Origin of the sequence: Streptomyces sp. NPDC053076, from assembly GCF_044546845.1 — a bacterium.
Taxonomy (GTDB): Bacteria; Actinomycetota; Actinomycetes; order Streptomycetales; family Streptomycetaceae; genus Streptomyces.
On the sequence record NZ_JBITZL010000007.1, the window covers coordinates 438,148 to 459,685 of the forward strand.

Consider the following 21,538-nt stretch of genomic DNA (forward strand, 5'->3'; position numbering starts at 1 on the left):
TGCCCATTATGGCCGGATAGGAGTGGTCGGCCTTGGGCGGGCTGGGGTGGGTGGAGGTGAGCGCCGTCCGCTTCGCACGCTGTCACCTTCGGGTGCTGTCACTTTCGGGTGTGCAGTATGAGGTCGGTCAGGAGGGCGCGGTGGTCTGTGCCGGAGACGGGGAGGACGTGGGCGTCGGTCACGGTGAAGTCCTGGGAGAGCAGGACGTGGTCGATCTGGGCCCCGATGACGGAGGCGGTGCGGGAGGGCCAGCTCGGGGTGCGGTCGTGGTCGGCGAGGCGGGCCGCGTCGGACAGGCCGGTGTCGAGGATGTGCCGGAAGGCCGCGTGGTCCTGGGAGGCGTTGAAGTCGCCGGCGAGGACGGTCGGCGTGCCGGGGCCGGCGGCGGCGAAGGCGCGGAGCCGGCCGAGTTCGCGGCGCCACAGGCCGACCTGTCCCGGCAGCGGGGGCATGGGGTGGGCGAGCTGGAGGCGTACGGCGTGACCACGCACGTCGGCCACGGCGCCGGGCATGCCCATGGTGCCGGCGACGCCCGCGGCCGGTGTCAGCGGGAAGCGGCTCAGGATGAGGGAGCCCTTGGAGCCGTCCGCCTCGACGGCCCGGCGGTACGGATAGCCGACCTCGCGTTCCAGGGCGGCCCGGCAGCCGGAGTCGCACTCTTGTACGAAGACCACGTCCGGGCGCCGCTCCCGCACCACCCGGACGAGGGCGGGGGTGCCGCGGCCGAACTCGACGTTCGAGGTCAGCACGCGGAACGCGGCGAGGGGCGGCCCGTCGGGCCCGCCGGTCCTGCCGTACGGCTCCAGGTACCAGGCGAGCAGGCCGAGGACGACGACCGCCCACACCAGCCCCGCCCACCAGCGGGCGAGCAGTGCGCACAGCAGCGCGAAGCCGGCCGGCAGCAGCAGCCAGGGCAGGAAGGCGAGGAGCTGGGGTACGGGAGTGATGCCGTCGGTGTCGGCGGCCCGGCAGCCGGCGACCACGCTCACCCCGGCGAGCAGCAGACCGGCGCACCAGGCGCCGAGCCTGCGTCCGCGGCGCTGGGTCACGGGTGCGAGCCTACGATCAACCGTCCAGCCGCGCCAGGAAATCACCCAGCGCCCGGTTGAACTCCCGGGGTCGTTCCAGGTTGGGCAGGTGGGCGGCGCCCTCGACGACGTGCAGGACGGAGTCGGGGAGGGCCGCGTGCATCGCCTCGGCGTCGGCGACGGGGGTGTAGGTGTCGTCGGTGCCGACCAGGACGAGGGCCGGTACGGGCAGCTTGGTCAACAGTTCGCGGTAGTCCGGGCGTTCGGCCCGGCCGCGCAGGGCCGCCGCGGCGCCCTCCGGTGAGGTGGCCGTCATCATGCGGTACACGTGGGCCTTGACCTCGGGATCGGCGTACGGGGCGACCATCTTCTCCAGTACCTCGTCGGCGTAGCCCCCCATGCCCTCGGTGAGCAGCCGGTCGGCCATGGCGTTGCGGCTGTGCCTGCCCTCGGTGGTCTCGGCGGCGGGGAAGGTGTCGGCGAGGACGAGGCCCCGGATCCGGTCGCCGAAGCGGGCGGCGCACTCCATGGCGATCTGGCCGCCCATGGACAGGCCGGCGAGGGCGAAGGTGTCCACGCCCAGGTGGTCCAGCAGGCCGGCGATGTCGCGGGCGTGGCGGGAGAGCGGGACCGTGCCGGGGGTCACGGGGGAGGCGCCGTAGCCGCGCAGATCGGGGGCGATCACCCGGCGGGCGGTGGCGAACTCCGTCAGCTGCGGGTGCCACATCGTGCGGTCGAAGGGGTGGCCGTGGATGAGGACGAGGGGAACCCGGGAGGGTACTCCGGGGTCTTTGTCCTCGAATGCGAGGAAAGGGGGCATGCGACGACCCTAGGGCCGCCCCGGCGATCGGTGCAATAAAATCTTTGCTCTCGGTGCAATCAACGGCTCGCTGCCCAGGGGGACTTGTGGACGACTACCGGCGCATCGCCGACCGGATCGCGGCCGACATCACCGGCGGACGGCTCCTGCCCGGCCAACGGCTGCCGCCCCAGCGCGCGTTCGCCCGCCGGCACGGCATCGCGCCCTCGACGGCCGGCCGGGTCTACGCCGAACTCGTGCGCCGGGGACTGGTGGTGGGCGAGGTCGGGCGCGGCACCTTCGTGCGGGCCACCGCGCCGGACGGGCAGCCGGGGCACACCCTGACCGAGGCGGGCGGCGCCCCGCCCGTGAACCTGGAGCTGAACTACCCCACCGCTCCCGGCCAGTCGGAGCTGCTGGCCCCGGCCCTGGCCCCGCTGCTGCGGCCGGACGCGCTCGGTCAGGCGCTGCGGCCGGCCGCCGCCGCGGGCACCCCGGCGGCCCGGGAGGCGGTCGCCGCCCTGCTCACCCGGGGCGGCTCGAGGGTCCGGCCGGAGCGGATCCTGTTCACCGGCAACGCCCGCCAGGCGATCGCCGCCACCCTCGCCTCCCTGGTCCGGCCCGGCGGCCGGGTCGGCGTGGAACCGCTGACGTATCCGCTGGTGAAGGAGGTCGCGGCGCGCCTCGGCCTGATCCTCGTCCCGCTCGCCACGGACGCGGAGGGGCCCCTGCCGGAGTCCGTCGCCGCCGCCCACCGCGGTGCGCCGCTGTCCGCGCTCTACCTCCAGCCGACCCTGCACAACCCCACCTCGCGGACGACGAGCCCCGGACGGCTGCGGCAGCTGGCCGACGCTGTCCACAGGCTGGGGATACCCGTGGTCGAGGACCGCATCTGGTCCTTTCTGCACCCGGGCGGCACACCGCCGCTCGCCGCGCTGGCGCCGGGGCTGGTGCACCTCGTCGACGGCCTGTCCAAACGGGTCGCGCCGGGCCTCACCGTGGGCTTCGTCGCCGTACCGGAGGACCGCGTCGAGGCGGTGGCCCGGGCCGTCCGGTCCGGCGGGTGGAGCGCGGGCGCCTTCGCGCTGGAGGCGGCCGTGCGCTGGCTCGGTGACGGCACCGTGGACCGGCTGGTGGCCGCCAAGCGGCAGGACGCGCGGCGGCGGCAGCGGCTGGTCGCCGAGAAGCTGGCCGGGTTCGCCGTACGGTCCGATCCGGCCGCCTACTTCGCCTGGTGGGAGCTGCCCGCGCCATGGCGGGCGGACACCTTCACGGCCGCCGCGCGGGCGCACGGGATCGCCGTCACCCCGGGCACGGCCTTCTGCGTGGACCCCGGCCGCACACCGGACGCGGTCAGGCTCGGGCTCGCGTCGGTGCCGGAGCCGCGGCTGGCGCGGGCGCTGGCGACCCTCGCCGGCGTCGCGCGGGACGGGGCAGCCGCAGATACCGGGTGAGCCAGGTGAGCAGGGCCACCGTGAGACCGAGGCCCAGCAGCAGCCAGGCGGCCGTGCGCAGGGTGCCGGTGAGGGCGTCGTAGACCGCGCCCGCGGCCGGGTGGGACACGCCGGCGGGCAGGTCGGCCAGGGTCAGGCCGCGGCCGACGCAGAGGGCGAGGGCGAGCAGGGCGCCGCCCAGGGCCGTACCCAGGGCGGTGGCGACGACGGCCCGGCGCCGGCGGACGGCGAGCGCGATCCCGGCGACGGCGAAGGCGACGGACGCCACCGGCAGCCAGAATCCGGCGACTTCGAGCACGTGGAACCCCTTCCGGAGCACGGTCAGTTGGCCCGCCGGAAGCACGGCGACCGCGGTGTGCTCCACCGGGATGCGCGCGGCGAACGGCACGTGGTCGCGGGTGAGCTGGCGCTTGACCTGGGCGGTGACGGGGGCCAGGTCGACCATGACGGCGTGCTCGTCCTCCTCGCGCAGGGCGCGCAGGACGGCGTCGTGGGTGACCCGGTTGCCGGTGTCCCAGGCCAGCCGGAAGGCCCGCGTGTGGGTGAAGGAGCGCACCGCGTCATGCACGAACGGGCGGACCGAGCCGCGCATCGGGCGGATGTCCAGGTGCTCGTCCACGGCGCGCAGGATGCCGTCACCGACCGTGTCCACGACGGCCTCCCGCACGGCCGGATCGGCGGCGAGCGGCGCCATCGTGGTGACGTAGCGGCCCGTGTCGGCCAGCCCGTACGCCGCCCAGGCCGCCAGCGCGCCGAACGGTGCGAGGAGGCAGGACAGGGCGATCAGCAGGGCCGACAGGGCGCTCCTGAGGCGTCGTGAGGGCACACCTCCAGGCAAGGGCTCCGGGGGCCGGCGCGCGAGCGGGAGGACTGCATTAGGGCGGCAGGAGGACCCCTCTGGCGGAACGGGGGTTTCCGCTCCCCGGTGGAGGGCTCACCCGAACGGGTGTTTCCTGGTGCTGGAGGGGTTCCGGCGAGTCCGGCTTCTCAGGGTCGTGGGGGCCGGACCGTGTCCGGAACCTCGCTCCGGTGAGGAGGAGGGGGACGCAGGGGAATGTGTGGGTCCCGGCCGACCGGCCGGGACCCACGCGTGTCGCCGGTGCGTCCGCCGGATCCCAGCGGAACCGGCGCCCGGAGATCTCAGCGGATCCGGCGCCCGGAGGCGTCCTCCCGCGTGTAGTAGCGGTAGAAGAGCACGGCGAAGGTGACCGCCGACACCGCCAGGGACATCAGCATCGACCGCACCACGTCGTCGTGGCGGCCCTGGCCGGCGCCCTGGGTGGCCATGATGCTGCCGCTCTGGCTGTAGAGGAACCCGAACGCGCAGCCGACGAACGCCGACCACAGCAGTGCGTGCAGCTCCCGCGGCATGCGCGGAGCCAGCACCAGCAGCGCCATGCACACCACCGCGAACACCACCGCGCTGACGAAGCCGAGCAGCAGGTTCCAGCCGGTGATCTCACCGCCGGCACGGTTGTTGGCCGCCACCCAGTAGCCGTAGACCAGGCCCAGCACGACCGGCACGCCGATCCGTGCCATCGCGTGGGTGCGGGCGTCGAGGACGTCGGGCGGACGGGCGCGCACGTCGGTCGACCGGCCCTCCACCTCGGGTGTGCGGCCGGGCCGGGACATACCGCCGGGTGCGGGTGCCGCTTGAGCCATGAGAGCACTCCTCTCTCTCCTCGCCCCCGCTCTGCCCCCGGTTCCAGGGCACACCGGGGGGCACGGCCTGGCAAGTCGGCCGGAAAGGCGGTGATCGCCCGGATGCGTGCGCTTCTCGCCCGTGATTCTCTGAAGGCATGGAGGGCTGCCGGCCGTGACGGAGATGGAGTACGGGCGGGGGAGCCCGTTGCTGAAGCTCCACGGGCGGAGCATCGCGTGGCTACCGCCCCTGCTGCTGCTCGTCGGCATCATCCTGCTGGACTTCACCACGGGGGAACAGTTCCGGATCATCTCCTGGATCGTCCTGGTCCCGGGCATCGCCGCCGCCATCTGCGGCGTGTGGACGACGGCCGCGTACAGCGTGCTGTCGGTGGTGACGTACGTCGTCGTGGACAGCGCCTGGCCCGACCAGTACAAGGCCGGATTCGGCGATTTCCTCCTGGTCGCCCTCGGCGGCACCCTGGCCACCCTCGCGGCCGTCGTACGTGTGCGCCATGAACGGCAGATCCTGCACATCCGGGACATCGCCGAGACCACCCGGCGTACCGTGCTGCGCCCGCTGCCGCCGCGCTGGGCCGGTCTGGAGCACGCGGGGGTGTACCTGGCCGCCGACGTCGACGCCCGGGTCGGCGGTGACTTCTACGACATCCAGCCCGGCCCGTACGGCACCCGGGTCCTCGTCGGTGATGTGCAGGGCAAGGGCCTGGGGGCCGTGGAGACCGCCGCCGCGCTGCTCGGCACCTTCCGCGAGGCCGGTTACCACGAGAAGGACCTCACGACCGTCGCCGAACGCCTGGAGACCCGGATGATCCGGCACCGCTCCCACACCGCCGCGCTCGGCCGGGACGACGGCGACCGCTTCGCCACCGCCGTCCTCATCGCCTTCGCCGACGACACCCCGGAGACGATCGACGTGGCGAACTTCGGCCACGAACCCCCGCTCGCCGTCGGCCCGCGCGGGGTCCGTGAGCTGCCCAGCGGTGACGGGGTGCCGCTCGGCTTCGGTGACCTCGCGGGCCGGCTGCCCCCCGTGCACCGGGTGCCGCTGGCCGCCGACGAAACCCTGCTGCTGGTCACCGACGGGGTGACCGAGGCCCGCGACGGGCTCGGCACGTTCTACACGCTGGCCCGCGAGGTCGACCGGGCGGTCACCGCCGACCCGCGCCGTGCCGAGCCCCGCGGCCTGGTCCGCCAGGTCCGCGACGGCGTTCTGCGGCACAGCGGAGGGCGGCTGGAGGACGACACCACGATCTTCGCGGTGCGGCGGCTGGCGGGTGCCGGGGGCGGCCGGAGCGAAGAGCCCGAACAGGGACGTTTGCGGTCCTGAGCCACCGGTGTGCACCGGCAGCGGTTACGGTGCTGGCTGGAGAGCGGATCTACGGGGTCCTCGGGTCCGGAGGGTCCACGGCGTCCGCAGGGTGACAGGGGGAGGCACGATGCCCGGAACCGTGCTGCTGCTCGCGGCCGCGCCGCTGGGCCGCGGGCGGCTGGTGGACGCGGCCGGTGTCCTGCCGGTGCTGGCCGCCGTCGCCCCCGCCGTGCTGTCCGGCACCGACACCGCGAACGTCGTCGAACTCGCCGACCCGCTGGAGCCGCAGGCCGTCCTCACCCGGCTGCGGGCCGCCGCCGCGGCCCCCGGACCTCTCACCGTGTATCTCACCGGGCAGCTGCACCTGGACCGCCGTCAGCACCAGCTGCATCTGGCCCTGGCCCGCACCACCCCGGCCACGATCCGCTACACCGCGCTGCCCTGGCACTGGATCCGCGAGGAACTGCGGCTGCGCTCGGCTTCGGACACCGCGCTCGTCCTCGATCTGCACGCGGACACGGAGACCTGGCGGCACCTCGGCCAGCGCGGCCTCGACTCCGGCCCGCACACCGCCGTGTACGGCCGTGTGGCCCCGCCCGCCGCGCGGCGGGGCCTCGCCGAGCCGGCGTACATGAAGACGGTGGCCACCCTCCTGAGAAGCGGCCACCGGCCGCCCCTCGCCGCCCTGCACCAACAGGCCATGTCCCGCATTCCGGAGGAGACCACGGGCAATCTGCTCCTGGCCCACGCCGGGGGATACGCTCCGGGCTTCCCGACGGCCGCCGGCACGCCCCGGCACCCTGTGTACGGCGGCCCGGCGCCGGGCGCGGTGACCGGTGACCTGCTGCCCGGTGCCGCGGCCGCGGGCTTCGTGCCGGGGCCCCCGCCGGTCGCGGCCGTGCCCGGTTCCCGGGTCGGCGGGGCCGTTCCCGCGGATCCGCACACCGCCATCAGCGCTGCCGTGCGGGGCGGGCGGCACGGGGAGGCCGACGGGCTCGCCGCTCGGTACGAGCAGGATGCCGTGCGGGCCCACGGTGCCGGCTCCGAGCAGGCGCTGCACTGGGGCGAGGTACGGGCCGATCTGGCGATGTTCGCGGGGGACCCGGTGCGCAGTTGCCGGGCCTGGCTGGCGGTGGCCGAGGCGCGGCTGGGCGCCGGGCAGGCGGTGGACGCGCCCGCCGTGGAGGCGGCCGTGGACCGCGCGCACCACCAGTGGGGCCGTATCAAGGACGCGGCGCGGGCCCGTGAACTCGGGCCCGCGCTCGCGCAGTTGCGGCTCAGGGTGCCGGGGCGCCGGCGTGGCGCGCTGGAGAACGTCCAGCGGCAGCTGGGCCGGCTCCAGGCCGCCCAGTAGCCCCCGCCGCGGTCTTACCTGGTGAAGGTGAAGTACCTCCAGGCGCCGTGCGTGGTGGAGTTCACGCTGTCACCGGAGGAGGCGTTGATGTACGAGGAGCGGACCCGGAAGCGCCAGCCGACGTCCTCGCCGTGGTCGCCGTTGATGCGGACCTTGGAGACGCCGTCGGAGCCCAGCTTGAAGTACGCGGGGTCACCCGGGTACCAGCGGCCCTGGTAGTACACCTCGAACTCGAACTTCTGCGCCCGGTTCGGGTAGTAGGGCATCTTCGTCGTGACCAGGGGGTCCTTGGTCTTGTGGAAGAAGTAGTACGTGTGGCCCCACGTGGACTGCGCCTTGTAGTGGCCGGAGACCGACGTGGACACGCTGACCTTGGCGCCGACCGTGGCCGAGGCGGAGGCGGACGTGTAGCGGGCGTCGCCCGCGAACTTCGCGGTGACCTTGGTGTCCCGCCTCAGGTCCAGCGTGACCGACAGGTCCCCGTGGGAGTTGACCTTCCCGGTCCTGACCCGCTTGTTCGGCTTGTCGCCGCCGAACGGGTCGGCCCAGATCTCCACCGTACGGTTCTTGTACGTCGCGCCGAGGTGCGCGGTGAACTTGACGTCCTTGCCGTACGCGTACACCTTGCCGTTGTTGTCGACCGTCAGCTTCGGCTTGGCGCGGGAGACGGTGACGGAGTCCGAGCCGGAGCCGGCCGCGTGCTCGGCGTCGCCGGCGAAGGCCACCGTGTACGTCACCTTGCCGCCGGCCGGCGGGGTGTCGGTGAAGGAGTAGGTGCCGTCGGCCTTGACGGTCGCCGCGGGCAGCGTCCTGCCCTTCGGGGAGTCCAGGTCGGTGCGGGTGACGGTCAGCTTGGTGCCGGCGCGGACGGCCACCTTGGAGGTGACCTTGCCCTTGACGGTGAGCTTCTTGGCGCGGGTGGCCGTGGCCGGCGCGTCCACGGTGACGGCGGTGACCGCCTTGGTGGGCGCGGTGAGGACGCGCAGTGCGTAGGTGCCCACGTTGTTGCTGGTCACGGCGAACAGCCGGGAGCCGTCCGGGGCCCAGGCCAGCCCGGAGGCGGCCAGCAGGTCGGAACCGCTGCTGGTGCCGGTGTTCGGGAAGTCGTAGGTGCGGACGGCCTCGCCGCTGCCGGGCCGGAAGATGTACACGTCCGGGTCGTAGGAGCCGCTGATGCCCGCCGCGACCGTGCCGTCGGGCGCGATGACCACGGAGTTGGGGTAGGCGTTGGTGACGTACTTGCCGTCCTCGTTGAGGTCGGAGGTCCGGAACACCTGCTGGACGTAGGGCGCGCCGCTGGCCACCACGACGTCCTTGCCGTCGGGGGTGACCTGGAGGTCGCCGAGGTTGCTGCCGGCCTCGCGGGTGCTCGCCAGCTTCGTGGCGGTGCCCGACGAGACGTCGTACGACGCCAGTTCGACCGGGCTCTGCCCGAGCGCGCCCGCGACGAGGGTGCCGGAGCCGGGCGCGGCGTCCAGCAGCGGGGCCGCGTACCAGCTGTTGTCCTGGCCGAGCGTGACGTCGTGCGTCTCGCTCGTCAGGTCGACGGAGCCGATGTTGCCATTGGCGGCGCCGCCGTAGCCGAACCAGAGCCTGCCGCCCGCCAGGGCGACGCTGAGCGGCTTGTCGCCGACCGTGTACCGGGTGGTCTCGGTGTCGGTCGCGGTGTCGATGACGGCGATGGCGTCCAGGTCCTGCACGGCCGCGTAGAGCGTGCCGGAGTCGGCGGACAGCTCCAGGCCGTGGACGCCGGAGAGGCTGGTGGTGAGCTGCTTGACGACCGTGCCGGCGAAGTCGGTGATGACGATCTTGCCGTTCAGCGGGTCGCTGACGAAGACCTGCTGGTGGACGGCGTCGACGACGATGTCACCGGTCTGCCTGACCGGCAGGCTGTGACTGGAGTCGGCGAAGGCCGGAGTGACGGCGAGGGCCGCCGAGCTGAAGAGGACCGCCAGAGTGGTGGCGGCCGTGAGAGAGCGCTTGCGCACGCTGATTCGAACCCCCCGGAACGAAGGAAAGGCATGGGGTGCCACCGGGCACGGCGTTGCGTGAGCCCCCTGTGCATGAGCCGTGTGTGCCTCGTGCGGCGAGTGCGCAAAGACTAGGTCATGTCACCGACAACAGCGCCAGTGCCCCGGAGACGAGCGTGCGGACACCTGGGGCGACCGTGGACAGGTCGGGCGCGAACCGGGGGCTGTGGTTGCTCGGCACCGCCGAGAACTTCTCGGGCAGGGTGTCGCCGGGCGCCTGCTCCCACACCTCGGCGGGGGTGGTGGTGACGAACCAGTAGGCGTACGGGATCGAGCCGAGCGCCAGCTCGGGGAAGTCCTCGCTGCCCATCGCCGGGCCCGGGTCGAAGACCGTGCCCGTGCCGAACGGTCAGTTCCCTGGCGACGCGGCCGGCGGCGGAGGTCACGCGGTCAGGGTAGGCCCTGGCCGACGACGTCCGCAGCGGGGCGCGGCCCGGGGGCGGGGGGCCGGGCCGCGGGAGCGGTCGTGCTCACCCGGCCGTCAGTGGTCCGCCTGCCGGGCCGCGATCGGCGCCGGTGGGGTGTCGGCCGCTCGGGCCGGGCCGGCGTTGGCCGCGAGGACCAGGGCCGAGGTGGCGATGACGGCCGCGACGACGCCCCGGGCGGCGGAGGTTCGCCCGGTCGCTCGTCTGCGGGAGTACGGGAGGGCGGTGGGGGGTGCGTAAGGTGCGGATGTACGTCCGGGCACGGCGACCTCGCAACACAACAGCGGCGTATCAAGCGTGCTTAATCCGCCATTTAACCTAGGGGTTGTCGGATTCCAACGGCAAGAGGTGACAGGGCACTTGGGGGGAGCAGGGGCATGCGGGAGCGGGACGATCCGGAGGTCATCGGGCGCCGTGTGCAACGGCTGCGCGCCGAACGCGGACTCACCCAGCGGCAGTTGGCGGAGCCGGCGTACACGCCCGCCTACATCTCCACCCTGGAGGCGGGGCGGGTCCGCGCCTCGGACGAGGCGTTGCGGCACATCGCGGACCGGCTCGGGGTCGCTTTCGAGGAGCTGTCCGTCGGCCGCCCCGCCCATCTCGCCACCGGTGTGCGGCTGCGGCTCACCGAGGCCCAGCGTGTCCTCGCCGACGGCCGGGCCGAGGAGGCCGCCGCCCAGTACGCCGTACTGCGCGCCGAGGCGGAGGCCCACGGACTCGGCTCCGAGCAGGCCGCCGCCCTGCTCGGACTCGGGGAATGCGCCCTGGAGACCGGGCGGCTGACCGAGGCGCGCGAGTACTTCGAGCGGGCCGAGGAGCAGATGACCGGGGAGGCGCTGCCGATGCGCGTGCCCGCCGTACGCGGCCGGGCGGTGGCGCACTACCTCGCCGGTGAACTCCGGTACGCGGTCTACCTCCTGGAGTCCACCCTCGACGAGCTGAACCGCGGCGGGCTGCACGACCCCGACGCGCTCCTGCTGCTCTACGCCAGTGTCATCGGCCCGTACATGGACATGGGCGCCCATGCCCGTGCCGCCCAGGCCGCCGAGTTCGCCCTCGCCCTCGCCCCGCAGGCCGGCGACCCCGCGCTGATCGCCCGTATGCACCGCTCGGTGGCCCGCACCCTGCTCGCCGAGGGCCGGGTCGCCGAGGCCGACGTCTCCCTGGCGAAGGCGGCCGAGCTGTACCGCCAGCTGCGCCTGCGCACCGAGCTGGCCAACTGCCACTGGATGCGCGGCTACGTCTACGCCCAGAACGACGAACTGGATCGCGCCGAGGCGGAGTTGCGGCAGGCGCACACCATGCTGGCGCGGACCCGGGCCGCCCTGTACCGCAGCCAGGCCGCCGTCGAACTCGCCGACGTCCTGCACCGCCGGGGCAAGTCCGAGGAGGCCGCCGAGCTGCTGCAGGGTGTCCTCGGGGACTTCTCCTCCGAGCGCGGCGCCGTCCACGCCGCCGCCGCACACCGCCTGCTCGGCATCATCGCCGAGGACACCCGGGACACCGAGGCCGCGGAGGAGCACTACGTGCGCGCCCTCAGCCTGCTGGAACGCGCGGGCGCGGCCGGTGACCTCGCCGACCTGTGCCGCCTGCTGGGCGACCTGCTGCGCCGCACCGGCCGCATCGAGGCCGCCCTGGACGCCTACCGCACCGGCCTGGGCCACCGCACCACTCCCGGTACCACCACCCTGGGGCCGGCCCCGGCCCAGCCACCGCTGTGAGCCGGGGCCGGGCCGGTCTCACACCTGCACCCGGCCCTGTCTGCGGATGTCGGCCAGGCGGAGGGCGCCGACCTGGACGGCGGCCTGCGTCGCGTCGTTCGGTACGTCGCCGAGACCGCCGTTGGTGAGGGCGAAGGCGTCCTCACCCACCCGTACGGCGGCCACGTCCAGCGTGAGCAGGAACTCCTGCCCGTCGGACGCCGTACCGGCGAAGGTGATCCGCAGGCCCTGGCGCAGGTCCCCGACCTCCGGCAGCGGGGCGTTCGTGACCTGGACGTCCTCCACGAGCCCGAGATCCGTGGTGGCCGTGAACCGCGCGCACTGCACCGGCATCGTCCCCAGCCACGCCAGCGCGGCGTCGACGTCCGCCGGGCGGCGGGCGCCGAGCTGGTAGCGGATCTGGGCGTCGGTGTCGGCGTCGTCCAGGCCGATGGCGACACGCGCCGGGGCGCCGAGGAGTTCGTCGCTGTAGAGGGCGTCCAGCAGCCGCTGGCACTCCCCGGCCGTGGTGTGCGTCTTCAGCAGTCCGTCCCGCCAGGTGGCCGCGCCGCGCGTGGCGGTCCAGGGGGCGCCGAGGTCCGTCTGGGTGATCAGCGCTGCCTGCGCCTGGTCGTCGGTGAGCGTGGAACCGTCGGCCCGCGCGGAGGTCCTGGACGTCGGCGCCGGCCGGTCGACCGTGGGCAGGGGGTGCGGCGCGCTCTCCGGGTGGTGCAGGCCGAGGGCCGCGCAGCCGCCGCCGACGAGGAGACCGGTGGCGAGCAGGGGAAGGAGGACGGCACGGGGTATCTGGGGGCGTATCGCGGGGGACATCGATGCCTCCTGGGCTGCGTGCGGCCGGTGGGATGCCTGATCTCACGGCACCACCGGCCCGACCCGCTCACCAGCGCTCCGGTCCGTACGGGTGAGGGGCCGGCGGTAAATCCGTGGTGGGGGCCGTGCCGAGCTGTTACGGTCCCGCCCATGCAGCGCGCCCAGCAGTGCCCGTCGAGCACGACGACGCCGGAGACCGTCCCGGCGCGCTGACACCTGACCAGCATCGAAGCCCCGGGGCGCACGCCCCGGGGCTTCGGCATGTCACGGGGTGTCCCCTTGCCGACCCACGGAGGAGACCCCATGAACGACCGGAGCGCCGGCGACGACCAGGCCCGGCTTCCCGACCACCGCCGCCTCGGCCGGGAACTCGGCATCTTCGACACCGACCCGCTGATGGGCGCCGGCCTGCCGTACTGGCTGCCCGACGGCGCGGTCGTCCGGCACACCCTGGAGGAGTACATCCGGGACGCCGAACGCCGGGCCGGCTACCGGCACGTGTACTCGCCCGCGCTCGGCAAGCGGGAGCTGTACGAGATCTCGGGGCACTGGGACCACTACCGCGACGACATGTACCCGCCGATGAGGCTCGGCGCCGAGGAGGTCGTGCTGCGGCCCAGCCTCTGCCCCCACCACGCCCTGATCTACCGCTCGCGCTCCCACAGTTACCGCGAACTGCCTCTCCGCTTCGCCGAGCTGGGCACCATGCACCGCGCCGAGCTGTCCGGTGTCCTGGGCGGCCTCACCCGGGTACGCGCCATCCACCTCAACGACGCCCACGTCTTCTGCACCCCGGACCAGGCGGTGGCGGAGGCGGCCGCCGCCCTGGCGCTGATCGCCCGCGCCCACGCCGACCTCGGCATCGAGGCCGTACGCCACCGCCTCTCCCTGCCCGGGGAGGGCGGCAAGTACGTCGCCGACCCGGAGCTGTGGCGCCGGGCCACCGCGATGCTGCGGGAGGTCCTCGCCGAGGCGGGGGTGGCCTACGAGGAGGCGGAGGGCGAGGCGGCGTTCTACGGCCCGAAGATCGACGTGCAGATCGCGGACCCGGCGGGCCGCGAGTCCACCCTGTCCACCGTGCAGATCGACCTCCACCAGCCCGCCCGCTTCGACCTGCACTACACCGGCGCCGACGGCGCGAAGCACCGGCCGGTGATGGTGCACCGCAGCATCATCGGCAGCGTCGAGCGGGCGGTCGCCCACCTCATCGAGGTGCACGGCGGCGCGTTCCCGGCCTGGCTGGCCCCGATCCAGCTGGTCGTGCTGCCGGTCGCCGAGGAGCAGGTGGAGCAGGCGGCGGCGGTGGTCCGCGAGGCGGTCGCCCGCGGACTGCGCGCCGAACTCGCCGGGCCCGGGGACGGCACCCTGGGTGCCAGGGTCCGCGCCGCCCGCCTGGTGCCGTACCAGGCGGTGATCGGCGCCCGCGAGGCCGGCGCCGGGCTGGCCGCCGTACGGCTGCGGGACGGGCGGCGGCCCGGCGCGTTCCCGGTGCCCGACGTGCTGCACCGGATCACCGAACGGGTGGCGGCACGCGGGACCACCCTCTGGGACGGCCCGGCCGGTGCCGGTCACGACCGGCCGGCCTGATCTAAGGTCGGCACGACGGAAGGAGTCCGCCGTGACCGGTCAGCCCATTCCCGTGATCATCGACTGCGACACCGGCGTCGATGACGCCCTGGCCCTGCTGTTCGCCGTACGCCACCCGGGACTCGACCTGCGGGCGGTGACCTGCGTGGCCGGGAACACCGACGTCGACGGCGTGGTCCGCAACACGCTCACCGTGCTGGAGCGGGCGGGCGCCCCCGACATCCCGGTGGGCCGGGGTGCCGAGCGCCCGCTGCTGGAGCCGGCCCGCCCGGCCCAGCATGTGCACGGCGCCGACGGCATGGGCGACCTGGGCCTGCCCGCGCCCACCCGGGCCCCGGCGGACGTCGACGCCGTCACCCTGCTGCGCCGGGAGATCCTCGCGTCCCCGCGCCCGGTGACCCTGATCCCGACCGCCCCGCTGACGAACATCGCCCTGCTGCTGCGCACCCACCCGGAGGTGACCTCGCACATCGAGCGGATCGTGTTCATGGGCGGTGCCGTGACCACCGGGAACGCCACGCCGGTCGCGGAGTTCAACGTGTGGCACGACCCGGAGGCGGCGGCGATCCTGCTCACGGCCGGGGTGCCGATCACGATGTACGGCCTGGACGTGTTCATGCGGGTCGTGGTCCCCTCCGACGAGGTGCACCGGCTGCGCACGAGCGGCGAACCCGGCACCCGCCTGGCCGGTGACCTCCTCGCGCACCGGCCGACCACCCAGGGCGAGGAGCCGGAGGCGGAGGAGGCGGGCGGTCTCGGCGACGCGGGCGCGGTGTGCGCGGTCGCCGACCCGCAGGGCATCACCACCCGGCTGCTGCCGGTCGAGGTCTGCCTGGCCCCCGGTCCGGCCCGCGGCCAGACCGTCGTGGACCGCCGTCCCCGGCCGGGTGAGTCCGAGATCCACGAGGGTGGCCGCGAACGGGCCCTGGTGGACGTCGCGTTGGAGGTGGACGTCGACCGTTACGTCAAGCTGTACCTGGAAACGGTCGAACGCTAGTCCTTGTTCCTTTTCCGGGCAATGCGGACAGAGTCTGTAGTGTCGACCGAACGGCACAGCGACCGTCGTACCGCCCGAACGGAGCCCGTATGGCAGACCTCTCGCCGGACCTCTCGTCCAGGAACCCCGACTGGTGGCGGCAGGCCGTCATCTACCAGGTCTATCCGCGCAGCTTCGCCGACGCCGACGGGGACGGCCTCGGCGACCTCCGGGGCATCACCGAGCGACTGAACCACCTGGCCACGCTCGGCGCGGACGCCGTGTGGCTGAGCCCCTTCTACCCCTCCGAACTCGCCGACGGCGGCTACGACGTCATCGATCCGCGCGGGGTCGACGAGCGCCTGGGCACCCTGGAGGACTTCGACGCCCTGGTCGCCGAGGCGCACCGGCTCGGCCTCAAGGTCGTCGTGGACGTCGTCCCCAACCACACCTCCCGGCTGCACCCCTGGTTCCAGGAGGCGCTGCGCGCCGCCCCCGGCTCCCCGGCCCGGGACCGCTACGTCTTCCGGCCGGGCCGGGGAGCGCACGGCGAACTCCCGCCGACGGACTGGCAGTCGGTGTTCGGCGGCAGCGCCTGGCGGCGGGTTGCGGACGGCGAGTGGTACCTCCACCTGTTCGCGCCCGAACAACCCGATCTGAACTGGGAGAACGAGGAGGTCCGGGCCGACTTCCGCACCACCCTGCGCTTCTGGTCCGACCGGGGCGTCGACGGCTTCCGCGTCGATGTCGCGCACGGCCTGGCCAAGGACCTGGCGGAGCCGCTGCGGGACGTCGGCGACATCGGCGCGACCGGCGAGGACGCCCTGCCGAAGGTGCCGCCGGGCAGCCACCCGTACTGGGACCGTGACGAGGTCCACGAGATCTACCGCGACTGGCGCAAGATCTTCGACGCCTACAGCCCGCCGCGCATGGCCGTCGCCGAGGCATGGGTCCCGGGCGACCGCCGAGCCCGGTACGCCCGTCCCGACGAACTGGGCCAGGCGTTCAACTTCGAGTACCTGGAGGCGCGGTGGGACGCAGCGGAACTGCGTGAGGTCATCACCGGCTCGCTGGCCACGGCCCGGGCCGCCGGGGCCTCCGCCACCTGGGTGCTGTCCAACCACGACGTCGTCCGGCACGCCTCCCGGCTCATGCTGCCGCCCGGCACCGACCCGGCCGCCTGGCTGCTGTCCGGCGGCGCGGCGCCCGCGATCGACACGGCGGCCGGCCTGCGCCGGGCCCGGGCGGCGACCCTGCTGATGCTGGCGCTGCCCGGCTCGGCGTATCTCTACCAGGGCGAGGAACTCGGCCTGCCCGAGGTCGCCGACCTGCCCACGGAGGTGCTCCAGGACCCGATCTGGGAGCAGACCGGCCATGTCCGCAAGGGCCGCGACGGCTGCCGGGTGCCACTGCCGTGGACGACGAGCGGACCGTCGTACGGCTTCGGGCCCGGGGCCGGCTGGCTGCCGCAGCCGTCGGGCTTCGCGGCCTGCGCGGTGGAGGCGCAGGCCGGTACCGAGGGTTCCACGCTGGAGCTGTACCGCACCGCCCTGCGGCTGCGCCGCAAGCTGCTGGAGGGCGAGACGCTGACCTGGACCCCGGACACGCCCGCCGACGTGCTGGACTTCTCCCGTACCGGGGCCTGGCGCAGCGTCACCAACCTGGGCTCGGAGCCGGTGCCGCTCCCGCCCGGTGAGATCCTGCTGAGCAGCGCGCCACTGCCGGACGGGAAGGTACTGCCGTCCGACACGACGGTCTGGCTGGGCTAACCCGCCGACGGGCTCGGGCCGGGGGCGGTGCCGCTCGCGGTCCCGCCGCCGTCGCCGACGCCGCCCAGGTCGAGCGGCGTGGAGGTGGCGGTCGGCGGCGGGGTCAGCACCACCTCCGGCTGGCCCGCGGCCGGCGGCGGCGGAGTCAGGTCGGACGAGGGCAGCTTCGGCGGGGTGGTCTGGTTGAAGATGGTCTGGTCGAAGTCCACCAGACCGGTCTTCTCCATCACCGTGATGTGGTCCAGCACGGTGTCGTTGGCCTGGTCGGCGAGGGCGCGGACCAGGGAGTTCTTGGTGGTGGAGCGGATCTTCGCGATGGTGTTGAAGATCGAGCCGTGGGTCATCCGCAGGATGTTGGCGAAGTCCGTGTCGAACTGGTTGCCGCTCTCGCCCTTCAGCTGGTTGACGAACCCCTGCTGTTGCGGGCTCGCCACGTTGGGCAGCGTGATGTTCAGCATGGGGGCGATCTTGCGGCAGGAGGAGTCCAGCGCGGCGTGCCCGTCGACCAGGTGCGCGCTGGCCGTCTTGACCCCCTGGGAGGAGCCCTTCTGGAGCCCGATCTGCCCGAGCGGGTACTCCCACAGGCCGGCCGCCCGCACCTTGACCACGAAGTCCCGGTCGCCCTCGGTGAGCGGCCCCCACTGGGTCTGCGCGATGATCCGCGTCTGCGAGCTGGAGACGGTGTCCAGCCCGAGCATGCCCGGGTAGGCGAGTGCCGCGAGGGTGAGGGCCATCGCACCGCCCACGAAGAGAGTTCCCGTCGCGTTCCGCGAAAAGCGCACCGTGCCTCCTGCCCGGTCGTGGATCCCGCCCACGATGACTGCGTGGGCGGTTCGGACACACAGCAGTACGGACGGGAGAGCGATTCGTCTCTGCCGAGCGGGTAAAAATTGTGAACGGCCTCCGGAGTCCGTCGATTGCCTTCCATTGGTGTCCATGACAAACGGTTGCCGAAACGTTGACCATCGACCGGGAGAAGGCGGGGCCGACGCGGTCCTAGATTCGCCGCATGCCTCCGTCGTCCCCGCCCCGTCCGCCCGCCGCGCTGCCCGTCCTGCCCTACCGCAAGCCCACCCAGGGCCGTGACTACTGGGTGCTGGACGACGTCCTGCCCGACGTCGACGCCGTACGGCAGCGGTGCCTGGCCAAGGACGACTGGGTCGAGGGGTACCCGTACACCTCCGAGACATGGCCGGGCCTGCGCGCGATGCCGGGCCTGGAACCCGCCGAACTGGCCCGCGTCGAAAGGCTCGTGAAGAAGGCGACCGGGGCGGAGGAACTGTGGGTGCAGCGGACGCCCGGCGGCGGCACCCTCAACCACAACTGCGTCCAGGTGGTCGGCGAGGGCGAGAGCCGGCCCCGTCCGCACACCGACTCCCGCGCCCTGTGCCGGTACGCGGCCGTGCTCTACCTCAACCCGGCCGCCCCCAAGGACTGCGGGACCGCCTTCTACCGCCAGTCGCTCCCCGGCGGCCGGCTCGGCGGCAACCTGGTCCAGGCCCCGCACCACAACCTCGTCGAGGCCCTCGGCACGCGGTTCGTCCCGGCGGACCACTTCGAGGAGGACGTACGGGTCCCGCACACGTACAACCGTCTGCTCCTCTACCACGCCAACCTGGTGCACAGCGCGACCGGTTACACCGGCCGGACGCTGGAGGAGAAACGCATGACGGCGGTCTTCTTCTGGATGGCATGAGCCGGGCGGGTGAGTCAGGATGAGGGCGTGACTGCACAGATACTGGATCATGTCCCCGGGCCTTCGCTCGAGTACCGGCCCGTTCGGACGGCGGGCCGGCTGGCCGCCGGGGGGCTGGTCCTCGCGGGGCTCGCCTGGGTGGCGCGGGGGGTATGGGAAGCCCGGCTGGCGATGGCGGGGGAGCCGGCGTCCGGGCCGCCGGACCAGGGGGACGGGGTGCACCGGCCGCTCAACGGTCTGGAGGACTCCTACCACTTCGTCACCTCCCTCGGCGGCGGCGCCGCCCTGCTCTGCGCGCTGCTGTTCATCTCCTGGCTGGTGCGGCTGCGGGACAACGCGCGCGCCATGTCGGGAGAGGCCCCCAAGTACGCGGGGATCTGGGTGTACCTGGGCTGGATCGTTCCCTTCGTCAACCTGTGGTTCCCGCGCGGGATCGTCGCCGACGCCTACCGGCGCACCGTCCCGGAGCGCAGGCTGCCCGTCTCCGTCGACGTGTGGTGGGGACTGTGGCTGATCGGCATGCTCAGCGGGGTGGGGATCGTGTCCCGAGACTCCACCGACGAGATCATCGCCCGTGCGTACACCGAGGTCTGGCCGCTGCTCGCCAGTGACGCTGCCGTCGTCGGGGCGGCCGTCGCCGGGGTGTTCGCGGTCCGGGCCGTCACCGCCGCGCAGGTGGAGCGCGTCCGCCGGGTCCGGGAGGCGCCGGCCGGGCTGACCGGGACGCCACCGGGCCTGTCGTAGCCGGTGTGAGGCGGACGCGCGTGCGGTACGGATGGTGGGCATGAGCAGTGTCGCCATCGTGGGAGCCGGGCCGGGACTCGGGGCCGCCGTCGCGCGGCGGTTCGGGCGGGAGGGGTTCGGTGTCGGACTCGTCGCCCGGGACCGCGGCCGGCTGGACGTGATCGTCGACGGCCTCGCGGACGAGGGGATCGCCGCCCGCGGGTTCGCCGCCGACGTGCGCCGGCCGGAGCAGCTGGCCGTGGCGCTGAGGGAGCTCGCCGACGCCCTCGGGGTCATCGAGGTGCTGCAGTACAGCCCGGTGCCGCACCGGGACTTCATGCGGCCGGTGCTGGACACCGGACCCCGGGACCTGGTGGGGCCGATCGAGTTCTCCGTCTACGGACCGGTGGCCGCCGTCCAGCAGGTGCTGCCGGGCATGCGGCGGCTCGGGCGCGGGACGATCCTGTTCGTCAACGGCGGGAGCGCCGCCGTACCGCACCCCGAGCGGGCCGGGACCTCGATCGCCTTCGCCGCGGAGAGCGCGTACGGCCATCTGTTGCACGAGCGGCTGGCGGCGGAGGGGATCCATGTCGCGCAGCTGGTGATCCCGGGGGCGATCACGGCGGGGCACGCGCGCAAGGACCCGGACGTGCTCGCGCGGACCCTGTGGTCCATGCACCGGGAACGGCACGGGTTCCGGCACTACGCCGACGACCTCGACAGCTGACCCCGGCCGCGGAGGGGGCGGCCCGCCCCTGGTCGGATCTCCGGCATGGTGGGCACGGAAGCGTCCGGGCGGTGACGCGAGGGGCGGGAGATCTCCGTCTGGCTGGGCGCGGTGTCCGCCGGCTGCTGGCTGTGCTGTCCGTTCTGGGCCCTGGTGTCGGTCGTCGCGCTGCCGGCCGGCCCGGCGGGGCTGGTGCGGTGCGTCGTCGAGCACCGTGCGGGCCGGGCCCGGGGCCGGGTGGTCGCCGGCGGGCTGCTGTCGCTGGTCGGTACGGCCGCCGCGGTCGCCCATCCGGTCTTTCTCGGCACGCATCCCGACCTGCCCGTGCAGGGCTGAGCGGGCGCGGGGAACGGTCACCCTGCGGGGAGTGACTTTGTGGGCCAATATGGGGATATTGGCCGCATCGCTCTCTTCAAAGGGGGCCTCCATGGCTGTGGAAATCCCTGCGCTCGTCAAGACGTCCCGACTCAGGAGCCGGGGCGGGCTGCTGGGCGAGTGCCTGGCGGAGTTCCTCGGAACCTTTGTCCTCATCGCCTTCGGCTGCGGTGTGGTCGCGATGGCGGTGGCCGCGCTGCCCGGTTCGGGCCGGGCCGCCACCCCCACCACGATCTTCCTCGCGGCGGGCGACTGGCTGCTCATCACCTGGGGCTGGGCCTTCGCCGTCGTGTTCGGCGTCTACGTCGCCGGCGGCGTCAGCGGCGCCCACCTGAACCCGGCGGTGACCCTGGCGATGGCCCTGCGCCGCGGGTTCTCCTGGGCCAAGGTCGTGCCCTACTGGTTCGCGCAGGTCGTCGGCGCCCTCACCGGGGCCGCGCTGGTCTACCTCGTCTACCACGACGCGATCAACACCTTCGACCGCACCGTGCCGGGGCCGAAGGTGAACGGGCACACGAACACCACCTTCTCCATCTTCGCGACCTTCCCGGCCCCGTACTTCCACGGCGGCGTCTGGGGGCCGCTGGTCGACCAGATCGTCGGTACGGCCTTCCTGCTCATGCTGATCGCCGCCGTCATCGATCTGCGCAACCAGGCCGTGAAGGCCAACCTCGGACCGCTGGTCGTGGGGTTCGCCGTCGCCGCCATCGGTATGTCCTACGGCGCCAACGCGGGCTACGCCATCAACCCGGCCCGCGACTTCGGACCGCGCCTGTTCACGTACGCGGCGGGCTGGGACAGCCTGGCGTTCCCGGGGAGCGTGTCCGGGGCCTTCAGCGCCTACTGGTGGATCCCGATCGTCGGGCCGCTGGTCGGCGGCGCCATCGGCATCCTGGTCTACGACCTCTTCATCGGTGACGTCCTGATCGTCCGGTCCCAAATGTCCGAACCGCCCCCGCCCGGCCGTTCGACCCCGGTCCACACCAGCGACGAGGAGTGACCCCGGCGGGCGCCCCTGACAGCACGGCACCCGGGCCCGCGCCGAACCGCTGCGGGGCGCGCCGGGGCCCGGTCTCCCCTCGTGGCTCGGGCG

At 73.6% G+C, this 21,538-nt stretch carries 19 protein-coding genes and 1 pseudogene; 12 read left to right on the forward strand and 8 right to left on the reverse strand.

Features of this window, described 5'->3' with window-relative positions; genetic code table 11:
• Positions 1-98 precede the first annotated feature (98 nt).
• Both ACIGYR_RS28305 and ACIGYR_RS28310 read right to left on the reverse strand, forming a co-directional pair.
• Positions 99-1,049: an endonuclease/exonuclease/phosphatase family protein gene (locus ACIGYR_RS28305; protein WP_399603389.1), complete on the reverse strand. Its 951-nt coding sequence runs from the start codon at positions 1,047-1,049 to the stop codon at positions 99-101.
• A gap of 16 nt (positions 1,050-1,065) precedes the next feature.
• Positions 1,066-1,848, reverse strand: coding sequence for an alpha/beta fold hydrolase (locus ACIGYR_RS28310; protein WP_399603386.1), 783 nt, complete (start codon positions 1,846-1,848; stop codon positions 1,066-1,068).
• A gap of 86 nt (positions 1,849-1,934) precedes the next feature.
• On the opposite strand from ACIGYR_RS28310, the gene ACIGYR_RS28315 reads away from it, so the two are divergent.
• The gene (locus ACIGYR_RS28315; protein WP_391846200.1) at positions 1,935-3,281 is read left to right on the forward strand and encodes a PLP-dependent aminotransferase family protein; all 1,347 of its coding nucleotides are present in this window, start codon (positions 1,935-1,937) and stop codon (positions 3,279-3,281) included.
• Here ACIGYR_RS28315 and ACIGYR_RS28320 read toward each other — a convergent pair.
• Together ACIGYR_RS28320 and ACIGYR_RS28325 are read right to left on the reverse strand one after the other, a co-directional pair.
• Entirely contained in the window at positions 3,181-4,107 is a 927-nt protein-coding gene (locus ACIGYR_RS28320; protein ID WP_399603383.1) for a hypothetical protein, read from the reverse strand. The genes ACIGYR_RS28315 and ACIGYR_RS28320 overlap by 101 nt on opposite strands.
• A gap of 314 nt (positions 4,108-4,421) precedes the next feature.
• Positions 4,422-4,943: a hypothetical protein gene (locus tag ACIGYR_RS28325; protein ID WP_399603381.1), complete on the reverse strand. Its 522-nt coding sequence runs from the start codon at positions 4,941-4,943 to the stop codon at positions 4,422-4,424.
• Between the two features lie 163 nt (positions 4,944-5,106).
• On the opposite strand from ACIGYR_RS28325, the gene ACIGYR_RS28330 reads away from it, so the two are divergent.
• Positions 5,107-6,270, forward strand: a complete 1,164-nt coding sequence (locus ACIGYR_RS28330; RefSeq protein ID WP_399604125.1) for a PP2C family protein-serine/threonine phosphatase — start codon at positions 5,107-5,109, stop codon at positions 6,268-6,270.
• 109 nt (positions 6,271-6,379) lie between these two features.
• Positions 6,380-7,606, forward strand: coding sequence for a hypothetical protein (locus ACIGYR_RS28335; protein WP_399603378.1), 1,227 nt, complete (start codon positions 6,380-6,382; stop codon positions 7,604-7,606).
• 14 nt (positions 7,607-7,620) lie between these two features.
• Here the strand turns inward: ACIGYR_RS28335 and ACIGYR_RS28340 are convergent, their stop codons facing one another.
• Both ACIGYR_RS28340 and ACIGYR_RS28345 read right to left on the reverse strand, forming a co-directional pair.
• On the reverse strand, positions 7,621-9,594 hold the full coding sequence (locus ACIGYR_RS28340; RefSeq protein ID WP_399603375.1) for an Ig-like domain repeat protein: 1,974 nt from the start codon (positions 9,592-9,594) through the stop codon (positions 7,621-7,623).
• Positions 9,595-9,712: 118 nt separating this feature from the next.
• Positions 9,713-9,982, reverse strand: a pseudogene (locus tag ACIGYR_RS28345) (amidohydrolase); the annotation flags it as partial.
• 456 nt (positions 9,983-10,438) lie between these two features.
• Between ACIGYR_RS28345 and ACIGYR_RS28350 the strand changes: the two are divergent.
• Positions 10,439-11,782 (forward strand): tetratricopeptide repeat protein, encoded by a 1,344-nt coding sequence (locus ACIGYR_RS28350; protein WP_399603372.1) that lies wholly within the window; start codon positions 10,439-10,441, stop codon positions 11,780-11,782.
• An 18-nt stretch (positions 11,783-11,800) separates the two neighbouring features.
• Here the strand turns inward: ACIGYR_RS28350 and ACIGYR_RS28355 are convergent, their stop codons facing one another.
• Positions 11,801-12,592 carry a hypothetical protein gene (locus ACIGYR_RS28355; protein ID WP_399603369.1) on the reverse strand — a complete coding sequence of 264 codons (792 nt, stop codon included), beginning with the start codon at positions 12,590-12,592 and terminating at the stop codon, positions 11,801-11,803.
• A 303-nt stretch (positions 12,593-12,895) separates the two neighbouring features.
• On the opposite strand from ACIGYR_RS28355, the gene thrS reads away from it, so the two are divergent.
• From thrS to ACIGYR_RS28370, 3 genes are all read left to right on the forward strand, one after another.
• Positions 12,896-14,179 (forward strand): threonine--tRNA ligase, encoded by a 1,284-nt coding sequence (gene thrS, locus ACIGYR_RS28360; protein ID WP_399603366.1) that lies wholly within the window; start codon positions 12,896-12,898, stop codon positions 14,177-14,179.
• A gap of 31 nt (positions 14,180-14,210) precedes the next feature.
• Complete coding sequence (locus ACIGYR_RS28365) at positions 14,211-15,176, forward strand: nucleoside hydrolase (protein ID WP_399603363.1); 966 nt, start codon at positions 14,211-14,213, stop codon at positions 15,174-15,176.
• Between the two features lie 89 nt (positions 15,177-15,265).
• Positions 15,266-16,924: a glycoside hydrolase family 13 protein gene (locus ACIGYR_RS28370; protein WP_399603360.1), complete on the forward strand. Its 1,659-nt coding sequence runs from the start codon at positions 15,266-15,268 to the stop codon at positions 16,922-16,924.
• On the opposite strand, the gene ACIGYR_RS28375 is transcribed toward ACIGYR_RS28370, so the two are convergent.
• Positions 16,921-17,670, reverse strand: a complete 750-nt coding sequence (locus ACIGYR_RS28375; protein WP_399604122.1) for a DUF4142 domain-containing protein — start codon at positions 17,668-17,670, stop codon at positions 16,921-16,923. The genes ACIGYR_RS28370 and ACIGYR_RS28375 overlap by 4 nt on opposite strands.
• Positions 17,671-17,933: 263 nt before the next feature.
• On the opposite strand from ACIGYR_RS28375, the gene ACIGYR_RS28380 reads away from it, so the two are divergent.
• The 5 genes from ACIGYR_RS28380 (at position 17,934) to ACIGYR_RS28400 (ending at position 21,445) form a co-directional block, all read left to right on the forward strand.
• Positions 17,934-18,620, forward strand: a complete 687-nt coding sequence (locus ACIGYR_RS28380; RefSeq protein WP_399603358.1) for a DUF6445 family protein — start codon at positions 17,934-17,936, stop codon at positions 18,618-18,620.
• Positions 18,621-18,647: 27 nt separating this feature from the next.
• Positions 18,648-19,364, forward strand: coding sequence for a DUF4328 domain-containing protein (locus ACIGYR_RS28385; RefSeq protein WP_399603356.1), 717 nt, complete (start codon positions 18,648-18,650; stop codon positions 19,362-19,364).
• 40 nt (positions 19,365-19,404) lie between these two features.
• Positions 19,405-20,070 (forward strand): SDR family NAD(P)-dependent oxidoreductase, encoded by a 666-nt coding sequence (locus ACIGYR_RS28390; protein ID WP_391846222.1) that lies wholly within the window; start codon positions 19,405-19,407, stop codon positions 20,068-20,070.
• 111 nt (positions 20,071-20,181) lie between these two features.
• The gene (locus tag ACIGYR_RS28395; RefSeq protein WP_399603353.1) at positions 20,182-20,406 is read left to right on the forward strand and encodes a hypothetical protein; all 225 of its coding nucleotides are present in this window, start codon (positions 20,182-20,184) and stop codon (positions 20,404-20,406) included.
• A gap of 91 nt (positions 20,407-20,497) precedes the next feature.
• Entirely contained in the window at positions 20,498-21,445 is a 948-nt protein-coding gene (locus ACIGYR_RS28400; protein WP_399603350.1) for an MIP/aquaporin family protein, read from the forward strand.
• Positions 21,446-21,538: the final 93 nt, after the last annotated feature.

Excerpts from the sequence above, each read along its gene's own strand:
- ACIGYR_RS28330 (WP_399604125.1), top strand. The coding sequence starts at position 5,107 with ATGGAGTACGGGCGGGGGAGCCCGTTGCTGAAGCTCCACGGGCGGAGC.
- ACIGYR_RS28325 (WP_399603381.1), bottom strand. The coding sequence starts at position 4,943 with ATGGCTCAAGCGGCACCCGCACCCGGCGGTATGTCCCGGCCCGGCCGC.
- ACIGYR_RS28350 (WP_399603372.1), top strand. The coding sequence starts at position 10,439 with ATGCGGGAGCGGGACGATCCGGAGGTCATCGGGCGCCGTGTGCAACGG.
- ACIGYR_RS28310 (WP_399603386.1), bottom strand. The coding sequence starts at position 1,848 with ATGCCCCCTTTCCTCGCATTCGAGGACAAAGACCCCGGAGTACCCTCC.
- ACIGYR_RS28335 (WP_399603378.1), top strand. The coding sequence starts at position 6,380 with ATGCCCGGAACCGTGCTGCTGCTCGCGGCCGCGCCGCTGGGCCGCGGG.
- ACIGYR_RS28380 (WP_399603358.1), top strand. The coding sequence starts at position 17,934 with ATGCCTCCGTCGTCCCCGCCCCGTCCGCCCGCCGCGCTGCCCGTCCTG.
- ACIGYR_RS28390 (WP_391846222.1), top strand. The coding sequence starts at position 19,405 with ATGAGCAGTGTCGCCATCGTGGGAGCCGGGCCGGGACTCGGGGCCGCC.
- ACIGYR_RS28355 (WP_399603369.1), bottom strand. The coding sequence starts at position 12,592 with ATGTCCCCCGCGATACGCCCCCAGATACCCCGTGCCGTCCTCCTTCCC.
- ACIGYR_RS28400 (WP_399603350.1), top strand. The coding sequence starts at position 20,498 with ATGGCTGTGGAAATCCCTGCGCTCGTCAAGACGTCCCGACTCAGGAGC.
- thrS (WP_399603366.1), top strand. The coding sequence starts at position 12,896 with ATGAACGACCGGAGCGCCGGCGACGACCAGGCCCGGCTTCCCGACCAC.
- ACIGYR_RS28370 (WP_399603360.1), top strand. The coding sequence starts at position 15,266 with ATGGCAGACCTCTCGCCGGACCTCTCGTCCAGGAACCCCGACTGGTGG.